Source organism: Aquitalea sp., from assembly GCF_030150775.1.
Lineage (GTDB): Bacteria > Pseudomonadota > Gammaproteobacteria > Burkholderiales > Chromobacteriaceae > Aquitalea > Aquitalea denitrificans.
Genome location: NZ_JASLFG010000061.1, coordinates 1 through 22,633 on the forward strand (window position 1 = coordinate 1; position 22,633 = coordinate 22,633).

Genomic DNA, 22,633 nt, shown 5'->3' on the forward strand with positions numbered 1-22,633 from the left:
ATACCGACGAGGATGACGACGACAACGCCGCCGCCGCGGCCGAAGACATGAACCGCTTGTCGCTAGCGCAGGATGCCCACACCAAGGGCGGCAAGCTCAAGTTTGATCTGGATCTCCCCGCCGCAGCCTACGATGACACCCCGCTGGGTGCCGGGCTGATGCTGCCGGAGTGGAACTGGAAGCAGCAAAGGCTGGTGGAAGATCATTGCCGCCTGCTGCCCATGTTGCCGCGCGACGCCGTGCCGGCAGCCCTGCCTGACCGCCTGCTGCCGCTGGCCCGTCGCCTGCGCCGCCAGTTTCAGGCACTGGCACCGGAACGCACCCGCAAGAGCGGGCAGGAATGCGGCCCGGATATCGATATCGACCGCGTCATCCGCTTTCTGGCCGAGCGCCACAGCGGCGTGGCCCAGTCCGAACCCGGCCTGTACCAGGCCTGGCCCCCGGGCGAGCGCAGCCTGGCCTGCCTGACCCTGGCCGACCTGTCGCTGTCCACCGAAAGCTGGGTAGGGGACGAGGCGGGCCGGGTGATCGACGTCATCCGCGACAGCCTGCTGCTGTTTGCCGAGGCCTTGTCCGCTGCCGGCGACAGCTTTGGCCTGTACGGTTTTTCCTCCATCCATCGGCAGGAAGTGCGCTTTCAGGTGCTGAAGGATTTTGCCGAGCGTTACGACGACAACGCGCGTGGCCGCATTCTGGCCATCCGCCCCGGCTACTACACCCGCATGGGAGCGGCCATCCGCCAGAGCAGCCGCATCCTGCTGCAACAGCCGGCCGCGCGGCGCCTGCTGCTGATCATCTCCGATGGCAAACCCAACGATCTGGATCATTACGAAGGCCGCTACGGCATCGAGGACACCCGTCAGGCCATTCTGGAAGCCCGCCGCGACGGCCTGCTGCCCTTCTGCCTGACGGTGGACCGCGAAGCCGGCGACTACCTGCCGCACCTGTTTGGCCATCGTGGCTATGTGGTGGTACAGCAGGCGCAGATGCTGCCCACTGTGCTGACCCGGCTGTATGCCCACCTGACTGCCTGATGGCGGCTACTGCAAGGTAGCCACTGCAACCCCACTCCAAGGTGTAATCACCTTCTTCTCCCGGCCTTGTGCCGGGATTTTTTTGATATGCGGCAAGTCGCCAGTCGGCATGTGCTCGGACAATGACAGCCTGCTGCTTCGCGTATTCTGTCACCGGAAAGGAAACATCATGGCCAGGAAATTTCCCCTGCATCCCGCCCACCCGGAGCGCATCTGCTGGGGCTGCGACAAATACTGCCCGGCCGACTCCCTGCAATGCGGCAATGGCTCCGGCCGCACCCAGCACCCGGCGGAAGTACTGGGGGAGGACTGGTATGAATATGGTGACTGGGGGCTGGAGGTGGAGCCGGAACAAAAATCGCTTACGCTGCCGGAGAAGGGCTAAGTTGCAGCACTCTGCTGCCTGACGTTGCCCTGCAGGCCGCGAGTCGAAGCCTGGCAGGATAAGGAGGCAGCAGCAGGGTGGTGTGTATTTACGGGACCGGAATGCAACAGTGCACTGATCATCTCATACCGCCCCCCGGCTCAACACAAACTGGCTGTTGCACCCGGCTGGGGCTTGGCAGGTTGGGAAACAGGGCATCACAACGGGCGTCAACATCCGGGGTGGTGAACTCTACTTTTTCCCATGTTCGTGTGTCGTACACACCGGGGTAACCGCCTTTACGGCAGGAGAAATGCGAAGTGGACAAGGCAAGATACTGACCATCCGGTGAGAAACTGGCTGAATCAGCAAGGCTGCTGCTGGATTTGCTTGCAGTAAAAAATGCTCCGGCTGGAATATTCACTACTTGCTTGGTGGAAATGTGTCTGATTGATAAGCGTTGGCATGGTTCAGGTGAACTGCCCTCTGTTTGTTCAACCAGGAAATCCTTTTCTTTGTTCATGTCATCAATTGTGCCAGTCGTTTGCCCGGACAGTTTCATGACCTTGTCGCAAGCTTTTAGCTCCTTCATTTCAAGATAGCCATTATATAAAACAAGATATTGTTTATCCGAGCTCATTTTTATCCAGTCGGCCTCTGTGGCAGTGGTGTCGAGAATTTTGCATAGCTTGCCATCAAGATAGACATGAATTCCCTGGAAATACTCATCATTATTCTCCTCGGTATCAATGCGAGTGATTGCATCTTTTTTGATGTGAATGTAGTTGATGGTGCCGGCTGACGCGGTTTGTAGCGCCAGTGCCAATACACTTACATGGATTGCCAGTTTCATGATTTTTCATTCCTTAATAAATAAGTCAGTTTGATTGTTCCCAAGTGGTGCAATGGGGAAGGTGAAAACGTTATTGACATCCTCATCAGTGCAAAGTGTTTTAAGGGTGCGGTTGGGGGTGGGCAGGTTGGGAAACAGGGCGTCGCAACGGGCGTCGACATCCGGGGTGGTGAACTCCACTTTTTTCCACGTCCGTGTATTGTATACGCCGGGATAACTGCCTTTGCGGCAGGAGAAATTAGGTAATGACAGGGCCAGATAATTGCCATCGGGTGAAAAGCTGCCGCCGCCACTAAAGGAATGCTTGCGCATGGTGCGCTCAGATTTTTTCTGCGCATAAAATGGCTTTGCTGCGATACTTATTGTTTCGCCTGTAGGTATTTTTCTTATCGATGCCATAGAGCATGACCAATCTGAGCCGTAGTCATCTCCGCTCAGAAAAATGCCCTTTTGCTTGTTCATGTCAGATAGATCACCTACGGTGACTTTTGAAGCCTCCATTCTGGTGTTGCAGATTTTTAGCTGTCCTATGTCAATGTAAGAATTGAATAGAATAAGAAATTGCTTGTCTGAGCTCATTTTTATTTGTTGGGCAGTAAAGACGTCTCCGTAAGTTATTTCGCAAGTATTGCCATCGAGATGGACATAAGTGTTGCCCGGTGAGCCAAACTTTACTTCCTTGATGTTAGTGCGGACAATATCGTTATCTTTTATATAAATATGCGTGATGGTGTGTGCGGTGGCTGGTGCGCTGGACAGCGCGATGATGCCTGCGGTGATGATGGATTTCATTCTTCTCCTCTACATTTATCATTCACTCAATTTTTCTTATTTAATTCAGCTGAGTTATTGTAGCGATGTGGTGTTAATATTCATTGAAATCCTCATCCACGCAAAGTGGTTGCAGGGTGCGGCTGGGGGTGGGCAGATTGGGAAACAGGGCATCGCAACGGGCGTCGACATCCGGGGTGGTGAACTCCACTTTTTTCCAGGTCCGGGTGTCGTATACGCCGGGGTAACTGCCTTTGCGACAGGAGAAATTAGGTAATGACAGGGCCAGATAATTGCCATCGGGTGAAAATCTGCCGCCACCACCAAAGGAATTCTTGCGCATGGTACGCTCAGATTTTTTCTGCGCATAAAATGGCTTTGCTGCAATATTTATTTCTTTTCTGGTAGATATTTTATTGATTGATGCAATGGAACATGGCCAGCGTAAGCCGTATTCGGTAATGCTAAGGAAAATATTTTTTTCCTTGTTCATGTCGGACAAATCTCCATAGGCTTTTCCAGAAAGCTTCATTTTTGTCTTGCAGGCCTTAAGTTGTTTCATATCCACGTAGTCATTAAATAGTATAAGGTACTGCTTGTCCGAGCTCGTTTTTATCCAGTCAGCTGCCGCAGCACTACCTTCAATGATTTCGCAGGTATTGCCATCCAGATGGACATAGGTGTTGCCCGGCGAGCCTTCCTTTGCTTGCTTGATATCGGTGCGGATAATATCGTTATCTTTTATATAAATATGCGTGATGGTGTATGCAGTGGCTGGTGTGCTGGACAGCGCGATGATGCCTGCGGTGATGATGGATTTCATTTTTTCTCCTCTGCATTTATCATGCCCTCAATTTTTCTTATTTAATTCAGCTGAGTTATTGTAGCGATGTGGTGTTAATATTCACTGAAGTCCTCATCCACGCAAAGTGGTTTCAGGGTGCGGCTGGGGGTGGGCAGATTGGGAAACAGGGCATCGCAACGGGCGTCGACATCCGGGGTGGTGAACTCCACTTTTTTCCAGGTCCGAGTATCGTATACGCCGGGGTAACTGCCTTTGCGGCAGGAAAAATTAGGTAATGACAGGGCCAGATAATTGCCATCGGGTGAAAAGCTGCCGCCACCACCAAAGGAATTCTTGCGCATGGTGTGTTCAGATTTTTTCTGCGCATAAAATGGCTTTGCTGCAATGCTTATTTTTTTCCCTGTAGGTATTTTTCTTATCGATACAATGGAACAGTTCCAGTCTAATTCATATTCGTTGATTCCTATAAAGATACCTTTTTTCTTGTTCATGTCTGATAGATCACCTACGGTTATTTTGGAAGGATGCATTTTGGCTTTGCAGGTTTTTAGTTGTTCCATGTCTATATATTCGTTGAATAGTATAAGATACTGCTTGTCCGAGCTCGTTCTTATCCAGTCAGCTGCCGCAGCACTACCTTCAATGATTTCGCAGGTATTGCCATCCAGATGGACATAAGTGTGGCCCGGTGAGCCTTCCTTTGCTTGCTTGATATCGGTACGAACTATATCGCTATCCTTAATGTAGATGTGCGTAATGGTATGTGCTGATGCAGCGGTAGTGCCGAGCGCCAGTAGTGTTGTGGCAATTATGAATTTCATTTTTCATGTCCTTGTTTTTCGATGGCCAAGGTAAATCGTTCGATATACTTGCTGAGATATTCTTTTTTATCTTTGGGTTCTATCTCGTCACCAAGAACATGGTAGGCGCGATAGCTTTGTTTTATTCTCTGCTCCTTGGCATAGATGCCACCATTGATGGCACGGCTGACTTCAATGATGCTGTTGTCGTTCATGCTTTGCATGTGCAGCTTGATTTGGGGGCGTTCCGCGGTAATAAAGTAGGCACCGCTATCAATGCAGTTATAGGGGTCGATGGCAATGATGTGCGGATTATTGATGATGGCGGGGCGGCGCTTCATTTTCTCCGGCTGACGATTTTTATAGGCGGGGTCATCCCACCAGTATTCATCGAAGGATGATTTGGCCAGCCAGCCGCGATAACGCCAATATTGGGCGTAATTGCTACGCCCGGTCAGTTGCTTGAAGCCGCGACCACGGAATTTCTGCGCGTCTATGGTGTCGATATTTCCATTTCGCCAGGCATAGGAATTGCCACTAATTGTGCCGGTGGTGGTGTATCTGGTGTGGTTGAAAATATCGACTCGATCTTTCTGCTTGCTTCCCCACCAGTCTTTTTCTTTCATTTCGTATGAAATTAATGAGTCTTTTATAGGATCTCCGCCCTTCTTTAATACATAATCCTGTTCTTGTGCTGTCTCCACCATGCTTTTCAAAGCGTTAGACTCCACGCAGCCCTGGCCAATGAAATGGCTGCAGCGCAGGCCGGTATCAATTAGGTATTTGCGCATGGCCAGGTTGAGCGGAATTTTGTAACGTCTGATCTGTTCTTCTGCGTTTGGCCCTTGCTTGGGTTTGGCTTCCGGTAATACCGCCATTTCCATTTCCACACTGCTCAGCCATTTGCATTTGCGGAATACCTGAATGAATTCACGCGGATGAAAGTGCCAGATGTGATCTTCCAGACTGCGGTCGTATAAATTCCTTTCCTCCTGGTAACAACTCTTGCCGGCCTGGACCATGCTGCGCGGCAGAATCTGTTGCCAGAAGCTCAGCATTTCGATCTTGATCTTGTAGACCCGATAATCGGCAGCGGACATGACCTCTGACTTGGGGTTGAAGGCGCTTTCCTGCCGTACCCAGCCGTAGCGGGCATCCACCTTGTTGCTGTCCCATTCGGTGGGAAAGCGGCAGATGGTGCGTGAGAGCCGGGCTTGTTGTGCCGGGATGGCGGCCAGCAGCCTGTCCCTGGTTTTGGGCTGGCCAGGCGGCAGCAGCCAGCCGTGCAGGGTGGGGGACTGGCACAGGCCGTCGTCGCTGGGGTCGTCGTCTATCCAGGTCCAGCCCAGCCAGTGCGGGAAATCTGCATCGCTGTATTTTTTGATGTCGTTGCTGGCCAGGTTGACCCAATGCCAGCCGGTCGGGGTGTTGATCTGGTGCCAGTGCGGCAGTTGTGCGGGGAGTGCGCTGTGTTGTTCCCGGGCGACAAGTCGGCCAAAACGCAGCAGTTCGTATACCGCGCTGGCGGAGGCGGCCGGGTATTGATCGGCAATTTTTCCCGCCAGTTTCGCCATACCGGCTTCGTAGTTGTGCCAGTAGGCCGGTCGGTGGGTGTCCGGCAGCAGAGGATAGTGTTGGCCTTGTTGTTGCCGGGTGTACAGGCTGATATTGCCCTTGTCGAATTGCAGGGTGACAAACAGTGGTCGGTCGGTGTGGCTGGCCGGACGCAGGCTGGCATGGCGCGGGCTCCAGTCGGCTTGCTCATTGGCAAACCGGTATAGCGGAGTGGCCGCAGGCAGATAAAAGTGAATGTCACCAAACAGGATATTGTCGCGCCCATGCTGGGTGAGTGGCAGCAGCCCGCCGGTGCGGCCAGTCAGGCGACGCAGGTTCTCGCTGTTGCAGAAAATTTCAAAATGAAAGCCTGCCTTTCCTCCCGCATAGCCGGACTGGCCCAATGCCTGTTTGCGTGGCAGCAACTTGCCGGTTTTAAAGGCATCACGTACCGCCGGCTTCAAGTTGGCCAGATGCTGATAGACGGAAAAGAACACTACGTGGCCATCCGGCCCGGCACCAATTTCGGTTTCATGGCGCATCACCACGCAGCCGGGGCTATTCAAACCGAAGCGGGCGATGGGCGAGTCCGGCTCCGGCCTGAGTTCACCGGGGCCGCAATCACGAAAATGGATGACATTGCCGCTGGCAATGGCGCGTACGGTATTGGCTTCACCGCTGCCGTTGAGCAGTACATGGATGCCGCCATGCCATTCGAAGCCCGTGCTCAATGGGTAACGGCCTACGCTTGGGTCGGGCAGGATGCTGGCGAGCCAGTCAGCATCGCTTTGCTGTTGCTGGCGATGGTGTAAAGAGGGCGGGCTGATGAGCATGGTGTTTGGTCCTGGTTTACGGGGGAGTACGTCATTGGCGCAGAGCCTGTTATCGGTCGGCAGTTGTGCGAGCAGCATCTGTTGCCATGTCAGGTGCATGGTTGTTTGAGTCTGGATCTCGAGCTATCGGGAAATGGCGTTGCCTGGGTGGGAGATGTCTGAATTTTCCTGAATTGCTTCGGTATGGTTGGAGGATCAAGCCGGCATGTGCCGGGATATTGTGTGATAGCTGGGATTAAGGAGGAGCGGAGACCATGGCCATGCCATGGTTAAACCGTTGATTCGAATCAAGGAGGGAGATATGCCTGCGGGATGAAGATGCCGGCTATCAAGCATTACTGTCACGCTGGAGCCCTAACCATGAAGACCCCGCGCTTGTCCTGGCTGCCAAGAAGTGTGTTGCTGGCGGCCCTGCCTTTTTCCGTGATGCAGGCCTGGGCGGATACTGCCGCCACCTCGACTTCCGCGCCGGAAGCGAAATACCAGGGTGCGGCTTCGCCGCTGGCTTCCGAGCCCATGCACCAGAATATCAACCCCAAGGCCCCGCCGATGACCGAGGCGGAGTTCAGCCACGCCAAGCAGATTTACTTCGAGCGTTGCGCCGGCTGTCACGGGGTGCTGCGTAAGGGGGCCACCGGTAAGCCGCTGACGCCGGATATCACGCTGGGTCGTGGCACCGAATACCTGAAAACCTTCATCAAGTACGGCTCGCCAGCCGGCATGCCCAACTGGGGTACTTCCGGTGAACTGACCGATGCCCAGGTGGACCTGATGGCGCGCTATGTACAGCAGGAACCGCCGACACCGCCGGAATTCGGCATGAAGGACATGCTGGGCACCTGGAAGGTGCTGATTCCGCCGGAAAAGCGGCCTACGCATAAAGAAAACAATCTGGATGTGGCCAATCTGTTCTCGGTCACCCTGCGCGACGCTGGCCAGATTGCGCTGATCGACGGCAATAGCAAGCAGATTGTCAGCGTGCTGAAAACCGGCTACGCCGTGCATATTTCCCGGCTGTCGCAATCCGGCCGCTATCTGTACGTGATTGGCCGCGACGGCAAGATCAACCTGATCGATCTGTGGATGGCCAAGCCGGACACGGTGGCGGAAATCCGCATCGGCCTGGAAGCCCGCTCGGTGGAAACCTCCAAGTTCAAGGGCTTTGAAGACAAGCTGGCCGTGGCCGGTGCCTACTGGCCGCCGCAATACGTGATCATGGATGGCAACAGCCTCAAGCCGCTGAAGATTGTCGGCACCCGTGGCATGACGGTGGATAACGAATACCACCCCGAGCCGCGTGTGGCCTCCATCGTGGCCAGCCACTACAAGCCGGAATTCGTCATCAATGCCAAGGAAACCGGCAAGATCATGATGGTGAACTACTCCGACCTGTCCAACCTGAAAACCACCACCATCGATGCGGCCAAGTTCCTGCATGACGGCGGTTTTGATACTACTGGCCGTTACTTCATGGTGGCTGCCAATGCCTCCAACAAGGTGGCGGTGGTGGATACCAAGCTTGACAAGCTGGCAGCGCTGGTGGATGTGGGCAAGACCCCGCACCCGGGTCGTGGTGCCAACTTTGTCGACCCGCAATATGGCCCGGTATGGGCTACCGGCCACCTGGGCGACGACAGCATCAGCCTGATCGGCACCGACCCGGACAAGCACAAGGCCCAGGCGTGGAAGGTGGTACGTGTGCTGAAGGGGCAGGGCGGTGGTTCGCTGTTCATCAAGACCCACCCGAAATCACACAATCTGTGGGTGGATACCACGCTGAATCCGGATGCCGCCATCAGCCAGAGCGCCGCCGTGTTTGACATCAACCACCTGGACAAGGGCTATGCCGTATTGCCGATCGGCGAATGGTCTGGCCTGGGCGATGGTGCCAAGCGCGTGCTGCAGCCGGAATACAGCAAGGACGGCAGTGAGGTGTGGTTCTCGGTATGGAGCGGCAAGGACAAGCAATCCGCCATCGTGGTGGTGGATGACAAGACCCGCAAGCTCAAGGCCGTGATCAAGGACCCGCGTCTGATCACCCCGACTGGCAAGTTCAATGTATTCAACACCCAGCATGACATTTATTGATCTGGGATAAATCTTTCCTGATCGTTCGCTGTTGAAATCCGGCAGGCAGTACATTGTCTGCCGGAATAAGGAGAATACGATGAAACATGCACTGATCGCTCTGGCCCTGTGTGGGGCTGTTTCTGCATCGCTGGCTCAGGCTGCCGCCGGACCGGAACTGGCCAAGCAATACAATTGCCTGGCCTGCCACAGCGTGGATGCCAAGCTGGTTGGCCCGTCCTACAAGCAGGTGGCCGCCAAATACAAGGGCCAGGATGTCACGGCCAAGCTGATGCAGAAGGTGAAGGCGGGCGGTTCCGGTAGCTTTGGTGCCATTCCGATGTCGCCCAATCCGCAAGTACCGGATGCCGACCTGAAGCAGCTGGTGACATGGATTCTGTCCCAGTAAGGCGCAGCCTGTGGTTGCTGGCGCTACCAGCACTGCTGGCTACCAGCCTGTGGCAGTCACAGCTGGCTGCAGCGGCCGCCCCGGCAGAACCACGTGCCGGCGCGCTGCTGCAACTGTTGCATAACGATTGCGGTGCCTGCCACGGCCTCAGCCTCAAGGGCGGGCTGGGCAGCCCGCTCACCCCCCAGGCGCTGGCCGGCAAGCCGGCCGACAGCCTGGTGGCCACCATTCTCAATGGCCGCCCCGGCACACCGATGCCGCCATGGCGGCCTTTCCTTTCCGAAGAAGAAGCGCAATGGCTGGTTCAACTCTTGCAACAGGGCGGCGCACGCTAGCCCGCCTGCTGGCACCGCTGCTGTGCCTGGCGCTGGCGGCCTGCGCCAGCACACCGCTGCGCGGCACTGGCGACCTTGGCGTGGTGATCGAACGCGCCAGCGGCAGCGTGCAGATTGTCGACAACAGCCATACACAATCGCTGGCGCGGGTGCAGGGCTTGGGCGATCTGTCGCATGCCTCGGTGGTATTTTCGCGCGATGCCCGCTATGCCTATGTGTTTGGCCGCGATGGTGCCATCAGCAAGGTGGATTTGCTCACTGCCCGGCTGGTGAAGCGGGTGGAGCAGGCCAGCAATAGCATAGGCGGTGCCATTTCCAGCGATGGCCGGGTGATTGCCGCGCAAAACTACAGCCCCGGCGGGGTAAAGCTGTTTGATGCCGACAGCCTGCAGCTGCTGTCCAGCGTCAGCACTGCGGCATTTGGCGGTAGTGAATCCAAGGTAGTGGGGCTGGCCGACCTGCCGGGCAATCGCTTTGCCTTTGCCCTGTACGACAGTGGCGAAATCTGGCTGCTGGATGCCAGTACGCCCACCGCACCCAAGGTCCAGCGTTTTGAACATATCGGCAAGCAGCCCTACGACGGCCTGGCCAGTGGCGATGGCCGCTACTTCATTGCCGGCCTGTACGGCGAAGACGGCCTGGCCTTGCTGGACAGCTGGCATGCCGATGCTGGCGTGCGGCGCATCCTGGGCGGCTATGGCCGTGGCCGGCAGGCGCTGCCGGTATACAAGATGCCGCATTTGCGCGGCTGGTCGATCGCCGGTGACTACGCCTTCCTGCCCGCCATCGGTCAGCACGAGGTGCTGGTGGCCGACAACCGCAGCTGGGCACAAGTGGCCAGCGTGCCGGTGCTGGGCCAGCCGGTATTCGTGATGGCCGAGCCGGGCGGACGCCGGGTGTGGGTGAATTTTGCCTTCCCCGACAACGACAAGGTGCAGGTGATTGATGTGCCGACCCGGCAGGTGATCAAGACCCTGCAGCCGGGCCGCGCCATCCTGCACATGGAGTTCACCCCTCGTGGTGACGCGGTGTGGCTGTCCAGCCGCGATGACAACAAGCTGGTGGTGATCGACACCGCAACCCTCGCCGTGCGCAGTACACTGCCGGCGTTGGAACCTTCCGGCATTTTCTTCAGCTGGCGCGCCAGCCGCATGGGGATGTGATGCAAGACTTGCCAAGCCCCATCACACTGCCGCCGCGCAGCCTGAATGCACTGGACCGCTGCCAGAAACAGTTTCCGCTCAGCGCCACGCCGTTTGCCGACATGGCCGCCATGCTGGGGGATGGCTGGACGGCCAGCGAGCTGATGCAGTTGCTGCGCGAGGCGCAGCAGGCCGGCCTGCTGTCCCGGCTGGGGGCGGTGTTTGCCCCCAATACCGTGGGTAGCAGCACCCTGGCCGCACTGGCCGTGGCACCAGAGCGGCTGGATGCCGTGGCGGCTTATGTCAGCAGCCATGCCGAAGTCAACCACAACTACCAGCGCCAGCATCACTTCAACCTGTGGTTCGTAGTAACGGCCAGTGATGTCGCCGCGGTGACCGATGTGCTGTCGCGCATTCATCTGGCCACGGGTCTGACACCGCTAAACCTTCCTTTGCTGCGTGAATACCATATCGACCTGGGCTTTGCGCTGGATGGCAGTATTGCCGTGCGCCAACCACAGCGTGTGCCCGAACCCATCCGTCCGGACTGGCGTCAGCAGCGCCTGCTGGCTGCCCTGTGCAGCGGGCTGCCGTTGCAATTGCGCCCCTTCACGCTGCTGGCTGCACGTTGCGGCCTGACCGAACAGGAAGTCCTGCTCCAGCTGCAGGACTGGCAGGCAGGCGGAGTGCTGCGCCGCTTTGGTGCGGTACTGCGCCATGCCGAGCTGGGCTATCGCCACAACGCCATGTGCGTGTGGCAGATCGACGATGCCGCTACCCGCGAGACTATTGCCTGGCAACTGGCTGGCGAACCCGCGGTGACGCTGTGCTACGAGCGCCCGGCGCGGCTGCCGTACTGGCCTTACCAGCTGTTTTGCATGATTCACGCCAGCGATGCCGCCAGCCTGCAGGCCGCCCTGGGGCAGATCATCCAGCGCCATGGCCTGCAACAGTATGCGCACGCTGTATTGCCGTCCCTGAAACGCTATACCCAACGCGGAGCCTGTTATGGCCATCACGCATAGCCAGGCCAAGCTCAACCCGCTGGAAACCAGCATCGTCAACCAGCTGCAGGGTGGTTTCCCCCTGTCCAGCCATCCTTATGCCGCTGCCGCCACCACACTGGGTTGCAGCGAAACCGCACTACGCCAGGGCCTGGACGGCCTGCTGCAGCGCCAGGTGCTCACCCGCTTTGGCCCGCTATACCAGATAGAACGCATGGGCGGCTGCTTTGTGCTGGCTGCACTGGCGGTGCCGCCCGCCCGTTTCGACGAGGTGGCCGCCGCGGTCAACAGCCTGCCGGCGGTGGCGCACAATTATCAGCGCACCCACAAGCTCAATATGTGGTTTGTACTGGCCGCCGCCAGCCAGGCCGGCATATCCGCCGCCTGTAGCGCCATCGAACTGCTCACCGGTCTTACCGTGCATGCCTTTCCCAAACAACGGGAATACTTTGTCGGCATGCGCTTTACCGTGGGCGGCCAGGCCGCGGTGGGGCAGGCCAGCGCCGGGCGCAGCAGCGTGGACGATAGCCTGCAGGTGCCGGAGCTGGATGAAGACGACTGGCGGCTGATCCGTGCCAGCCAGGCCGGTCTGCCGCTGGTGGAGCAGCCCTATCGCCAGCTGGCCGACAGCCTGCAATTGCCAGAGCAGGAGGTGTTGAGCCGGCTGGGCCGCATGCTGGATCAGGGAGTGATACGCCGCATCGGCGCGGTGCCCAACCACTACGCCATCGGCTACCGCGCCAATGGCATGGCGGTGTTCGATGTGGCGGACGATCAGGTGGACCAACTGGGCCAGCAACTGGGGCAGCTTGATTGCGTCAGCCACTGCTATCGTCGCCCGCGTCACCTGCCGCACTGGCCGTACAACCTGTTTGCCATGGTGCATGGTGGCAGCCGCCGGGCAGTGCGCGAACAGCAGGCGGCTTTGCTGCAACTGCTGGGTCCGGCCTGCCGTCGCCATGCGCTGCTGTTTTCCACTCGCATCCTGAAAAAATCCGGCCTGCGGGTATAAGCCGGGACCATCCCATTGATGCGGGTCAAGGAGTGCGGTGGGCTTGTCCCCGCACACTGTATGCCGTCGCCATTGCCGGAGCCTGCCATGCTGCGCCTGACACCCTATCTGCAAAGCCTGCTGGACCCGGCTGCTGCATTGCCACGCAGCGGCAAGCCCAGTGGCCCGGTGGTAATCTGGAATCTGATCCGTCGTTGTAACCTTACCTGTCAGCACTGTTATTCCACCTCGGCCAACAAGGATTTTCAGGGCGAGCTGAGTACGGCAGAAGCCTGTGCGGTGATGGACGATCTGTACGCCTTTGGTGTGCGGGTGCTGATCCTGTCCGGCGGCGAGCCGCTGCTCCGGCCGGACATCTTCGAGCTGGCCGCCCGCGCCAAGGCCATGGGTTTTTATGTCGGCCTGTCCAGCAATGGCACGCTGATCGATGAACGCAATATCTCGGCGCTGGCGGCGGTAGGCTTTGACTATGTCGGTGTCAGTCTGGATGGCATTGGAGCCACCCACGACCGCTTCCGCCGCTTGGCTGGCGGCTACGAGCTGGCCCTGCGCGGCATGCGGCTGGCGCGCGATGCCGGGCTGAAAGTGGGCCTGCGCTACACCATGACCGAAGACAATGCCGATGACCTGCCGGCGCTATTGCAGCTGCTGGCAGTGGAAGACATCGACAAGTTTTACTTTTCCCATCTCAACTACGCCGGACGCGGCAACAAGCACCGTGCCGATGACGCACGCCAGCCGCGTACCCGCTGGGCGATGGATTTGCTGATCGAGGCCTGTCTGCAGCATATCCGCGCTGGCCGACCACGTGATTTCGTCACCGGCAATAACGATGCCGATGCGGTGTACCTGCTGCACTGGGCAGCCCGTCATTACCCGGCACAGGCCGCGCAGCTGCGCCAGCGCCTGCTGGCCTGGGGTGGTAACGCCAGCGGGGTCAACGTGGCCAATATCGACAATCTGGGCAATGTGCACCCGGACACCATGTGGTGGAAGGTGACGCTGGGCAATGTGCGCCAGCGGCCGTTTTCCGCCATCTGGCAGGATGAATCCCATCCGCTGATGGCCGGTCTGCGCCAGTCGCCACGGCCGGTGGAAGGGCGCTGCGCCGCCTGCCAGCATCTGGCCATCTGCAATGGCAATACCCGGGTGCGCGCCTGGGAGCTGACCGGCAATTTCTGGGCGGCAGACCCGGCCTGCTATCTGAGCGACGAGGAAGTGGGCGTCGCCAGCGGCGTGCATGCGCTGGCACCGCTCACTCCCTGGCAGAAGGAGACAGCATGATCAAACGCTGGCTAGTCTTGTTGGGCATGGCGCTTAGAGCCGCTAACAAAAACCCTGCTGCTACGTTGCGCCTCCTTGCCGTACCCTTGTACTGTCTGCGTCGGCGCGCCTTGCCCCAGGGACGCTACGCTATTTTGTTAGCCGCTCTTAGCCTGCCGCTGCATGCTGCTCCCGCAGCGGACATGGATCCATCCGCCGCCGCGCAGTTATATGGCCAGCATTGCCAAAGCTGCCATGGTGCCGACCGGCTGGGCGGCATGGGCCCGGCCTTGCTGCCGGAAAGCCTGGAGCGGCTGAAAACTGGCGAAATCAGCAACACCATCCGCCAGGGGCGCACTGCCACCCAGATGGCCGGTTTTGCCGACCGGCTGAGTGAGGAGCAAATCAGCCAGCTGACTACATATGTGCAAAGCGCTCCGGCCACGCCGCCGCGTTGGAGTGAGGCCGACATGCGTGCCTCGCACCGCCAGCCGGTGGCGCTTGCCAGCCTGCCGGCCAAGCCGCAATACACGGCCAATCCGCTCAATCTGTTTGTGGTAGTGGAGGCGGGCGACCATCATGTCACGGTGCTGGATGGCGACCGCTTTCAGCCCATTACCCGCTTTGCCAGCCACTATGCGGTGCATGGCGGCCCCAAGTTTTCTCCCGATGGCCGCTTTGTCTATTTCTCCAGCCGCGATGGCTGGGTGACCCAGTACGACTTGTACAGCCTGCAAGTGGTGGCGGATATCCGCGTGGGGCTGAACACCCGCAATATCGCGGTATCGGATGACGGCAACTGGATTCTGGCCGGCAACACCCTGCCGCAGACGCTGGTGCTGCTGGATGCCCACGGCCTGGCCCCGGTAAAAACCATTGTGGTGCGCGATGCTGCTGGTCATCCGTCGCGGGTGTCCGCCGTGTACGAAGCCGCGCCACGCCACAGTTTTGTGGTGGCCTTGAAAGATGTGCCGGAGCTGTGGGAAATCAGTTACGACCGCCACGCCGAGCCGGTTTACTCCGGACTGGTGCATGACTACAAGATGGGCGAGTCACTGGCGCAGCCGGGCTTTCTTACCCCGCGGGTGACGCCCTTGACCATGGTGCTGGACGACTTTTACTTTGATCCGTCCTACCTCCATGTGCTGGGTGCCTCGCGCAGCGGCCAGGCGCAGGTCATCAGTCTGGATGCACGCAGTAAGGTGGCGGACCTGCCGCTGCTGGGCATGCCGCATCTGGGTTCCGGCATCAGTTTCGAGCGCGATGGCCATCGCATCATGGCCACGCCCAATCTCAAGGGCGGCCAGCTCAGTTTTGTCGACATGGACAGCTGGCAGCTGATCAAGGAAGTGCAGTTGCCAGGGCCTGGCTTTTTCCTGCGCAGCCATGAAAACACGCCCTATGCCTGGGCCGACTCCATGATGAGCGCGCACAAGGACACGCTGTCCATCATCGACAAGCGCAGCCTCAGCGTGGTGCGCCAGCTGGTGTTGCGACCGGGCAAGACCACCGCCCATGTGGAATTCACCCGCGATGGCCGCTATGCGCTGGTGTCGGTAATGGAAAACCCGGGCGAGCTGATTGTGGTGGATGCGCAAACCCTGCGCGAAGTTGCCGCCTTGCCCATGGCCAAGCCCATCGGCAAATACAATGTGTATAACAAGGTGAACCGTTCGGAAGGGACCAGTCACTGAAGTTACTGAGGACCGCTGAGATCCGCCCCGTTGCAGCTTGGTTCTGCCCTGCTGCAGTAGCGCCTTCAGCGGATGTACGACAAGCCGGTCTACACCATTTGGCGTAGCCGGCTGATGCTTATTGCGCATGGTGATGTCGTCGGCTGCGGCTTATAGTCGGCAGCATTGCGGGACATTGCGCCCGGCGCGCCTTACGGAAAAGTCATGCAAACTGTCGATATTCCCTCGTTTTTGCGGCACCAGCCGCTGTTCCAGCAGTTATCTCCGGCACAGATCGATGCGCTGGTGCCCTTTACCCACGAGGTGCGCGGTAACAAGGGTCAGGTGATTTTCCAGAAAGGTGATCCCTGCGATGGCATGTTCCTGGTGGTGTATGGCCGGGTGAAGCTGGCCATTTCCTCCTCCCAGGGCAGCGAAAAAGTGATGGAAATCATCCATCCGGGCCAGAGTTTTGCCGAAGCCGTTATGTTTCTGGGCAAGCCCTGCCCGGTGATGGCGCAGTTGCTGGAAGACGGCTTTTTGCTGAAAGTGGAAGCCCAGGGCATCAATCAGGCCATCGAGAATGACCCGGCCTTTGCCCGTCGCCTGTTGGCGGGTTTGTCGATGCGACTGCATGGTCTGGTGCGCGATGTGGAACGCTACACCATCGAAAGCTCGCTGCAGCGGGTGGTGGGTTATCTGCTGCAGAATGCCGAGCTGGACGCCGCCATGCCGCTGGTGACGCTGCCGGTGAACAAGAACCTGATTGCATCACGGCTGAACCTGACGCCGGAAACCTTCTCGCGCATGCTGCATCAGCTCAGCGAGGCTGCGCTGATCGATGTCAATGGCCGCGACATCCGGCTGCTGGATGTCGAAGGGCTGCGCCATAGCGCCGACTAAGCGGCTCCGTCCGCGGTGACAAGCAAAAAACGCCTGACTGTGTCAGGCGTTTTTTGCTGCTGGCAAAGTGATTTGCTGCGCTTTCACCAAACCCGACAAAGCCGGGCCTTTCGACTAAGTGATAGATTCCGCAGTCTTCCCATTTATTTCCTATCCCCCCTTGCTTTGCCAATTGCAGCAGCGAGCCTCGTTTTTCTTATAGAAATAGATAGAGATATTTTGTCAATAATCTGAAAGGACAGGTTCAATCCGGCCTTTCACGCGGCTGACAAAGTAATTTGGTGCGATTTCACCAGGCTCGGCAAAGCTGGCTCTTTCGATTAAGTAGCTGATTTCACAGTCTTCCCATTTATTTCCTATCCTCCGCCCGTGCTTTGCCAATTGAAAAAGAAAGCCTCACTTTTCTCCCAGAAAACGAGAGAGATTGTTTGTCAATAATCTTAAAGGCCGGGTTTAACCCGGCCTTTTTAATTTCAGCAAGTCCTCAGTTGGTTGCCTTTTCGACCGCAAGCAGGCTGGCGAAGAAGGTAATGGCCGCCAAGCTATCCGTTCTTTTCGGCTTCCCCATGTGTTGTGTCCAAAACCTTTCGAGCCTTTATACGATCACGATCAGTCGCGTTGCACCCCGCTATTCCCTTCTATGTTGGCCGATACCTCCATCTGTTGATTTAAAGGGGAGTATCTCTATCATCAGGCACCAGCGGCTTTAGCGGAGCGATATACATGGGGTAAGGCTCGCTATAACTTCCGGCAACAGGAGAGTCACACACCGTGCAAGCCGTTCGCTAAGGCCCGTGACGGTTATCACTCCCTTTGCTGCACGGATGGAGTTTAAAAGTTAAAAACAACATCATCTCGATTGATAAATGCGAAAAAAGTTTAGGTGCGATTATAAATTTTCAAATCACTTGATTTGAATGACACCAACGCTTAATAAATGGTCCTCTCCGCGCTTCCGCATTTGAACGACATAAATAAGGCATTTTACATGCGGAGGCTTATATAAGCAGTCGGTAATCACATTTGCTCTCAGGTTTACCTGCATGACTGAGAGGGCACCCGCACACTGAGATATCGAAAATTTCCCTCGCTGAATATTGAACTTAAACCTTGCAGAAGAAGCCTGCAGCGTTTGCAAGCACTATGCACCAATATTCACTTGAAATTACTTTCAAAACAAAGCGAATCACTTTTATAAATCCAAATTAAAGAAGGATTCTTCGTGAGGATGATTTTTAAAAAAATAATTTACTATATATTTACCAATAAAATTTGGCTTATTTCTGCAATGGCTATTTCCTTTCTTGTTCCATACAATACTGGATATGGAAGCCTTGGAAATGCAAGCCTAACGTTCGCAATGTTTGCAGTTGCAAGAAAAAGCAAAGCAGCACTGTGTTTGTTAATTGTATTGTTTACAACCATCATCTTATACATGCCCGCCGGGCACTCCTACGGAAGAATAAATATAGGCCATGCTGCATCATTTTTGCAAACAAACATGCCCGAAGCAATTGAGTTTATTAAACTAAATGTTATCGGTATTGTTTTATGTTTATTGGCAATATTTTTCTCTTTATTTATATTGTTGACTCATGGGGTTCTGGTTCGAAAAAAAGACAATATTTATTTCTTATTGCGTTTGTTTTATTAAATGTAAATTCGTATCCCAAGCGATTTGCCATTGCAGCGTACATGCGGCTCACAGAGGCAAAGACCGAAGTTGAAATCTTAAAACAAGGCATTTCAATTAAAGATCAATTCACCATAATCAAAAAAAATATTCAATATAAAAATATATTGGTAATTATTGGTGAAAGCGTTACGCGAGAATACATGTCTGTTTATGGCTATCCGCTAGATACAACGCCGTGGCTAAAAAATGCCAATGGTGATTTTTATACCAATGTAATTTCGCCAGCACCAAATACCTTTCTATCACTGCCAAGAACACTAGCAAGGTTTGATGAAAATAAAAAAGAAGCCGCAAATAATATAGTAAATTTATCAAACAAAGCAGGTCTGGATACGTACTGGGTGTCAAATCAAGGGCGCATTGGGCAGTTTGACACTCCAGCAACAATTATTGCGTACCATGCCAAGCACAAGTTTTTTTTAAATGGCGGTGATTATGAAAGTGCAAGAAATTCTGATGACTTTCAAATGCTGCCCTATATAGACAATATAATTCGTAGCAAAGAAAATAAAGTTATATTTGCACACATGATTGGCTCGCATCCAAATCCATGCGACAGACTTCAGTCCTACCCATTAAATTTCAATACCGGCAATAAAATTATAGATTGCTACCTCTCATCAATCCAAAAGCTCGATTTATTTATAAAGAGGGCCGCCGAGATGTTAGAGAAAAATGGTAAGCCATATGTGATTTTTTATTTTTCGGATCACGGGCTAACCATTGATAATTCAAGCAATCCGGTTAGGCATGGCAATTCTTATAGAGAAAATTATGACATTCCTTTTTTTATTATTGACAATAAATCCAAAAAACATAGATTGATAAATGATCAATTTAGTAATTCCGCATTTTTATCGAAATTCTCTGAGAAGGTTGGCATTGAGTATAAGCTCCCTTTGGATGGAGCGCTAAATTTAGATAACATGATTTATAATGGTACTTCTTTCATTGATTATAAATCTTTACCATCTTCCAAAATAATTGACGGTAAAATGTAAAGACTGAGGATGCTATTGAACTGGCAGAAATTGACCACACAGCAAGCTCCTTATAAATCAATGGACTATGCCAAGTATCAGTACGCAATTTAGCTGCCGGATCAATATCGCGCTCTACGCGGCCCATAGCGTCCAGGAGAACCCAATACGCCGTATCGAATCACTGACCGTACTCATCCGCTACGTGGTTCCCGTCAGAGTGGTCCGTCAAGTCGTTGTGGACATCGCGCGGATACTGAGGGTGCGACAACGGGCAGAATGCCAGGCCGTCCTTGGTGGTATCGGCTTTGGCCAACTGGCCGGTTTCATGGCCGCGCTGCTGATGGCCCGGCGGGCAGCGGCATTATTGGGTCCGCGATGGTTCCGGGGCGTGGTCAAGGCAGTTTTAGTGGAGTGGACAAGTCATGGCGCGCGATCAGCCCTGCTTCGCCTGAAAGTGAGCAGATACGCGATGTGTGGTTAAGCAAACCCAGAAAAACAAGAACCCCCGAAAAAGCGGGAGGTCGTCAGCAGCAAAAAACGCCTGACTGTGTCAGGCGTTTTTCTTTGCCGGGCAGGCTTACCACTTGTAGCTGAGGGTGGCGCTGATATTGCGCTTCTCGCCGTAGTAGCAGGCATAGCTGTTGTAGCACGATGCCACGTAGGTCTTGTTGGCCAGGTTGTTGGCGTTGATCTGCAGCGTACTGCCTTTGAGCGACGGGCTGAACTGGCCCAGTTGCAGCCGCAGGCGCAGGTCGTACAGCGTGACACCCGGAATGGTCAGTGTATTGGCGCTGTCGGCCCACATCCAGCCGGTATGGCGAATGCCGCCGCCCAGATTGATGCCGCTGTCAAAGGCATAGTCCAGCCAGGCGGTGGCCTTGTGTGCCGGTGCCAGATACGGCGTCTTGCCCTGGTTGCTGCCTTCGGTCACTTCCATGTCGGTATAGGTGTAGCCGGCCAGCAAGGACAGCTGCTTGGTCAGCCTGGCATTGGCTTCCAGTTCCACGCCGCGCGAGCGGACCTTGCCGATGGGATCGTATTTGAAGGTGGTGGCGTTGTACTGGGCGACATTGCTTTGGCGCAAGTCGTAGATGGCCGCTGACAGCTGGATGTCGCTGCCTGGCTGGTAGCGGATGCCGACTTCGCTTTGCTTGCTTTGCATGGGCTTGAGCACATTGCCATTGGTATCGGTGGCATAGGCCTGGCTCGGGTCGAAGCCTTCGCTGTAGCTCAGGTAGGGGCTCAGGCCATTGGCCGTCTGGTAAACCAGCCCCAGCCGGCCGGTGGTCTTGCCGCCATCCCAGCTGTTGCTCACGCCGGTGCCGGTATTGGTTTCCGATACCTTGGCCTGATCGTGGCGCAGGCCGGCGGTCAGCTTCCAGTTGTCCAGCGCCATCTGGTCTTGCAGGTAGACGCCGGTCTGATCGCGCTTGCGGTCGAAGTATTTGTAGGACAGCGGGTGGCTGCTGTCGTCATAGACGGTGTTGAAGGGGTTGATGGTGGTGCCGGTGTAGGTATAGGAGTTGTCGCCCTTGTTGCGGCTGGTCTGGTAGTCCAGCCCGGCCAGCATGGTGTGCCTGAGTCCCAGCGCACTGAAGCGGGCTTCCAGGCTGTTGTCGATGATGTGGGCGGTGGAGCGCTCGCTGGAGCGGGCATAGGTGCGGTTGAGCAGGTCGGAGCTGTCCGACACCCAGCCCACGTCGGAGTACTGGCTCAGGTCGGTCTTGCTCAGTTGCAGCCGGTATTGCTGGCGGAAGGTCAGCGCGTCGTTGATGCGGTGTTCCAGCTGATAACCAAAGTATTGCTGATCGCGGCTCATGCCGTCGCCACTGGAGCCTTCGTTGAAGTCGGTGGAGATGGTTTTGCCGTTATGCGGCACCACGGTGCCGTAGTAGGGCAGGGTGCCGTGGTAGCCGGTGCTGGGGTCTTTCTGCAAATAGGCTTGCAGCAGCAGATTGGTGCTGTCGCTGATTTTCCAGTTGAGCGAGGGGGCCAGCACATAGCGCTCGGTGCTGGCACCGTTTTGCTGCTGGTCGGCGGCGCTGCCCTTGGCTACCAGGCGGTAGGACAGATCATCGCGCCCGGCCACGGCACCGCCAAAGTCCAGCCCCAGGCTGCGTTGCTGGTGGTTGCCCACGGTCAGCGACAGCTCATGGTAGTCCGATTGCAGCGGGCGTTTGCTGGTGATGGCCACCACGCCGCCGGGCGCGGCCTGGCCATAGCTGGCGGATGCCGGTCCGCGTACCACGTCCAGCCTTTCCACCACGTAGGGGTCAATCTGCAGGGTGTTGTAGCCATCCGGGTCGCCAAACAGGCGCAGTCCATCCAGAAATTCATTGGCGGTGGGGTGATCGCTGAAACCACGCAACACAATGTAGTCGTAGCGGGTGGTGGAACCCACCGCGCCGGTAAATACCCCCGGAGTGTAATTGAGTGCTTCGCTGATGGTGCGGGCTTGCTGGTCCTCGATTTGCTGGCGGGTGACCACCGATACCGCCTGCGGGATGTCCTGCAGCGGCGTATCGGTTTTGCTGGCGCTCTTGCTGCTGCCCACCTGATAACCCTGTGTCGGGGCCAGCGCATCATTGCGCTGATCGGCGCTGACTTTCACCGTTTCCAGCGTGCTGCTGTCCGTGGCGGCATAGGCCTGTTGCACCGCCAGTGCCAGGCTGGCCATGCACACTGCGTGACCCAATGCCAGGCTGGCAGACGGGTTCTTCTTGCTGTTGTTCATCACTGTTTCCTTGATGGGTGACGGATACCACCTCCCGCGTCCGGCCCCCTGCCGGCGTGCTGAACGGGAAGCATTCGACCATGCCTGCGGCGTGTGGCCGTGGCAGGCTTGATGCAATAATGCTATTGATAATTATTATCATTCGCAATAATATTGTGAAAATTCTGATTGCAGGAGTGGCATTCATGACAACTAGCAGCATGCAGCGCGCTGGCAGGCAGGCTTCCTGTAAGCCCTTGGCGGGTCGCTAAGCGCCCGCCGGGACAGCCTTGTCCGTCCGGTTTGCCCAGACAGTGGCCCGCCGGTACCGGACCTCCCACCCACTGGCTCAGCCAGTACCCGGAGCGATGAAAACATGAAGCAGATTCTTGTCCCGCAAGCCGCCTTTCCTGTGTTGT

Annotated in this window: 20 protein-coding genes; 14 read left to right on the forward strand and 6 right to left on the reverse strand. The window is 56.3% G+C overall.

From position 1 onward, the window contains the following. Window positions 1–1,034 (forward strand): nitric oxide reductase activation protein NorD (locus tag QVF59_RS20285; RefSeq protein WP_502866819.1); only part of this gene is annotated, 1,034 nt, incomplete at its 5' end. A gap of 169 nt (window positions 1,035–1,203) precedes the next feature. Further along, the gene (locus QVF59_RS20290; protein WP_045846238.1) at window positions 1,204–1,419 is read left to right on the forward strand and encodes a DUF3079 domain-containing protein; all 216 of its coding nucleotides are present in this window, start codon (window positions 1,204–1,206) and stop codon (window positions 1,417–1,419) included. 118 nt (window positions 1,420–1,537) lie between these two features. On the opposite strand, the gene QVF59_RS20295 is transcribed toward QVF59_RS20290, so the two are convergent. The 5 genes from QVF59_RS20295 to QVF59_RS20315 all read right to left on the reverse strand — a co-directional run bounded on the left by QVF59_RS20295 (window position 1,538) and on the right by QVF59_RS20315 (window position 7,014). After that, the gene (locus QVF59_RS20295) at window positions 1,538–2,251 is read right to left on the reverse strand and encodes a hypothetical protein (protein WP_287882315.1); all 714 of its coding nucleotides are present in this window, start codon (window positions 2,249–2,251) and stop codon (window positions 1,538–1,540) included. A 6-nt stretch (window positions 2,252–2,257) separates the two neighbouring features. Beyond that, the gene (locus tag QVF59_RS20300) at window positions 2,258–3,043 is read right to left on the reverse strand and encodes a hypothetical protein (protein ID WP_287882317.1); all 786 of its coding nucleotides are present in this window, start codon (window positions 3,041–3,043) and stop codon (window positions 2,258–2,260) included. A 73-nt stretch (window positions 3,044–3,116) separates the two neighbouring features. Further along, complete coding sequence (locus tag QVF59_RS20305) at window positions 3,117–3,845, reverse strand: hypothetical protein (RefSeq protein ID WP_287882318.1); 729 nt, start codon at window positions 3,843–3,845, stop codon at window positions 3,117–3,119. 74 nt (window positions 3,846–3,919) lie between these two features. Beyond that, window positions 3,920–4,648, reverse strand: coding sequence for a hypothetical protein (locus QVF59_RS20310; RefSeq protein ID WP_287882320.1), 729 nt, complete (start codon window positions 4,646–4,648; stop codon window positions 3,920–3,922). Next, complete coding sequence (locus tag QVF59_RS20315) at window positions 4,645–7,014, reverse strand: hypothetical protein (RefSeq protein WP_287882322.1); 2,370 nt, start codon at window positions 7,012–7,014, stop codon at window positions 4,645–4,647. Before QVF59_RS20315 ends, QVF59_RS20310 begins: the two co-directional genes overlap by 4 nt. A 360-nt stretch (window positions 7,015–7,374) precedes the next feature. Between QVF59_RS20315 and QVF59_RS20320 the strand changes: the two genes are divergently transcribed. The 12 genes from QVF59_RS20320 to QVF59_RS20375 all read left to right on the forward strand — a co-directional run bounded on the left by QVF59_RS20320 (window position 7,375) and on the right by QVF59_RS20375 (window position 19,982). After that, a complete protein-coding gene (locus tag QVF59_RS20320) occupies window positions 7,375–9,102 on the forward strand; it encodes a cytochrome D1 domain-containing protein (protein WP_287882324.1) in 1,728 nt (575 codons plus the stop codon). A 79-nt stretch (window positions 9,103–9,181) separates the two neighbouring features. Beyond that, on the forward strand, window positions 9,182–9,490 hold the full coding sequence (locus tag QVF59_RS20325) for a c-type cytochrome (protein WP_159875441.1): 309 nt from the start codon (window positions 9,182–9,184) through the stop codon (window positions 9,488–9,490). Next, a complete protein-coding gene (locus QVF59_RS20330; RefSeq protein ID WP_159875442.1) occupies window positions 9,472–9,825 on the forward strand; it encodes a c-type cytochrome in 354 nt (117 codons plus the stop codon). Before QVF59_RS20325 ends, QVF59_RS20330 begins: the two co-directional genes overlap by 19 nt. After that, window positions 9,786–10,988 (forward strand): cytochrome D1 domain-containing protein, encoded by a 1,203-nt coding sequence (locus QVF59_RS20335; protein ID WP_159875443.1) that lies wholly within the window; start codon window positions 9,786–9,788, stop codon window positions 10,986–10,988. Before QVF59_RS20330 ends, QVF59_RS20335 begins: the two co-directional genes overlap by 40 nt. Continuing rightward, on the forward strand, window positions 10,988–11,992 hold the full coding sequence (gene ahbB, locus QVF59_RS20340; RefSeq protein WP_287882326.1) for a siroheme decarboxylase subunit beta: 1,005 nt from the start codon (window positions 10,988–10,990) through the stop codon (window positions 11,990–11,992). Before QVF59_RS20335 ends, ahbB (QVF59_RS20340) begins: the two co-directional genes overlap by 1 nt. Further along, window positions 11,976–12,983: a siroheme decarboxylase subunit beta gene (gene ahbB / locus QVF59_RS20345; protein WP_287882328.1), complete on the forward strand. Its 1,008-nt coding sequence runs from the start codon at window positions 11,976–11,978 to the stop codon at window positions 12,981–12,983. The genes ahbB (QVF59_RS20340) and ahbB (QVF59_RS20345) overlap by 17 nt, the downstream gene beginning before the upstream one ends. An 87-nt stretch (window positions 12,984–13,070) precedes the next feature. Continuing rightward, on the forward strand, window positions 13,071–14,267 hold the full coding sequence (nirJ, locus tag QVF59_RS20350) for a heme d1 biosynthesis radical SAM protein NirJ (RefSeq protein WP_287882329.1): 1,197 nt from the start codon (window positions 13,071–13,073) through the stop codon (window positions 14,265–14,267). Between the two features lie 182 nt (window positions 14,268–14,449). Beyond that, entirely contained in the window at window positions 14,450–15,940 is a 1,491-nt protein-coding gene (locus QVF59_RS20355) for a cytochrome D1 domain-containing protein (RefSeq protein WP_287882331.1), read from the forward strand. 204 nt (window positions 15,941–16,144) lie between these two features. Next, window positions 16,145–16,822 (forward strand): Crp/Fnr family transcriptional regulator, encoded by a 678-nt coding sequence (locus QVF59_RS20360; protein WP_159875448.1) that lies wholly within the window; start codon window positions 16,145–16,147, stop codon window positions 16,820–16,822. Between the two features lie 1,222 nt (window positions 16,823–18,044). Then, window positions 18,045–18,476 (forward strand): hypothetical protein, encoded by a 432-nt coding sequence (locus QVF59_RS20365; RefSeq protein ID WP_287882332.1) that lies wholly within the window; start codon window positions 18,045–18,047, stop codon window positions 18,474–18,476. 41 nt (window positions 18,477–18,517) lie between these two features. Then, a complete protein-coding gene (locus QVF59_RS20370) occupies window positions 18,518–19,519 on the forward strand; it encodes a phosphoethanolamine transferase (protein ID WP_287882334.1) in 1,002 nt (333 codons plus the stop codon). A gap of 67 nt (window positions 19,520–19,586) precedes the next feature. After that, the gene (locus tag QVF59_RS20375; RefSeq protein ID WP_287882335.1) at window positions 19,587–19,982 is read left to right on the forward strand and encodes a hypothetical protein; all 396 of its coding nucleotides are present in this window, start codon (window positions 19,587–19,589) and stop codon (window positions 19,980–19,982) included. Window positions 19,983–20,078: 96 nt separating this feature from the next. Here the strand turns inward: QVF59_RS20375 and QVF59_RS20380 are convergent, their stop codons facing one another. Further along, window positions 20,079–22,235: a TonB-dependent siderophore receptor gene (locus QVF59_RS20380; protein WP_287882337.1), complete on the reverse strand. Its 2,157-nt coding sequence runs from the start codon at window positions 22,233–22,235 to the stop codon at window positions 20,079–20,081. Between the last annotated feature and the right edge of the window lie 398 nt (window positions 22,236–22,633).

Bases quoted from the DNA above. Each gene is read 5' to 3' on its own strand.
- ahbB (WP_287882326.1), top strand. From the start codon at position 10,988: ATGCAAGACTTGCCAAGCCCCATCACACTGCCGCCGCGCAGCCTGAAT.
- QVF59_RS20300 (WP_287882317.1), bottom strand. From the start codon at position 3,043: ATGAAATCCATCATCACCGCAGGCATCATCGCGCTGTCCAGCGCACCA.
- QVF59_RS20370 (WP_287882334.1), top strand. From the start codon at position 18,518: ATGCGGCTCACAGAGGCAAAGACCGAAGTTGAAATCTTAAAACAAGGC.
- QVF59_RS20325 (WP_159875441.1), top strand. From the start codon at position 9,182: ATGAAACATGCACTGATCGCTCTGGCCCTGTGTGGGGCTGTTTCTGCA.
- QVF59_RS20335 (WP_159875443.1), top strand. From the start codon at position 9,786: ATGGCTGGTTCAACTCTTGCAACAGGGCGGCGCACGCTAGCCCGCCTG.
- QVF59_RS20330 (WP_159875442.1), top strand. From the start codon at position 9,472: ATGGATTCTGTCCCAGTAAGGCGCAGCCTGTGGTTGCTGGCGCTACCA.
- QVF59_RS20290 (WP_045846238.1), top strand. From the start codon at position 1,204: ATGGCCAGGAAATTTCCCCTGCATCCCGCCCACCCGGAGCGCATCTGC.
- QVF59_RS20305 (WP_287882318.1), bottom strand. From the start codon at position 3,845: ATGAAATCCATCATCACCGCAGGCATCATCGCGCTGTCCAGCACACCA.
- QVF59_RS20380 (WP_287882337.1), bottom strand. From the start codon at position 22,235: ATGAACAACAGCAAGAAGAACCCGTCTGCCAGCCTGGCATTGGGTCAC.
- QVF59_RS20375 (WP_287882335.1), top strand. From the start codon at position 19,587: ATGCCAAGTATCAGTACGCAATTTAGCTGCCGGATCAATATCGCGCTC.
- QVF59_RS20320 (WP_287882324.1), top strand. From the start codon at position 7,375: ATGAAGACCCCGCGCTTGTCCTGGCTGCCAAGAAGTGTGTTGCTGGCG.
- ahbB (WP_287882328.1), top strand. From the start codon at position 11,976: ATGGCCATCACGCATAGCCAGGCCAAGCTCAACCCGCTGGAAACCAGC.
- QVF59_RS20360 (WP_159875448.1), top strand. From the start codon at position 16,145: ATGCAAACTGTCGATATTCCCTCGTTTTTGCGGCACCAGCCGCTGTTC.
- nirJ (WP_287882329.1), top strand. From the start codon at position 13,071: ATGCTGCGCCTGACACCCTATCTGCAAAGCCTGCTGGACCCGGCTGCT.
- QVF59_RS20315 (WP_287882322.1), bottom strand. From the start codon at position 7,014: ATGCTCATCAGCCCGCCCTCTTTACACCATCGCCAGCAACAGCAAAGC.
- QVF59_RS20355 (WP_287882331.1), top strand. From the start codon at position 14,450: ATGGATCCATCCGCCGCCGCGCAGTTATATGGCCAGCATTGCCAAAGC.
- QVF59_RS20310 (WP_287882320.1), bottom strand. From the start codon at position 4,648: ATGAAATTCATAATTGCCACAACACTACTGGCGCTCGGCACTACCGCT.
- QVF59_RS20295 (WP_287882315.1), bottom strand. From the start codon at position 2,251: ATGAAACTGGCAATCCATGTAAGTGTATTGGCACTGGCGCTACAAACC.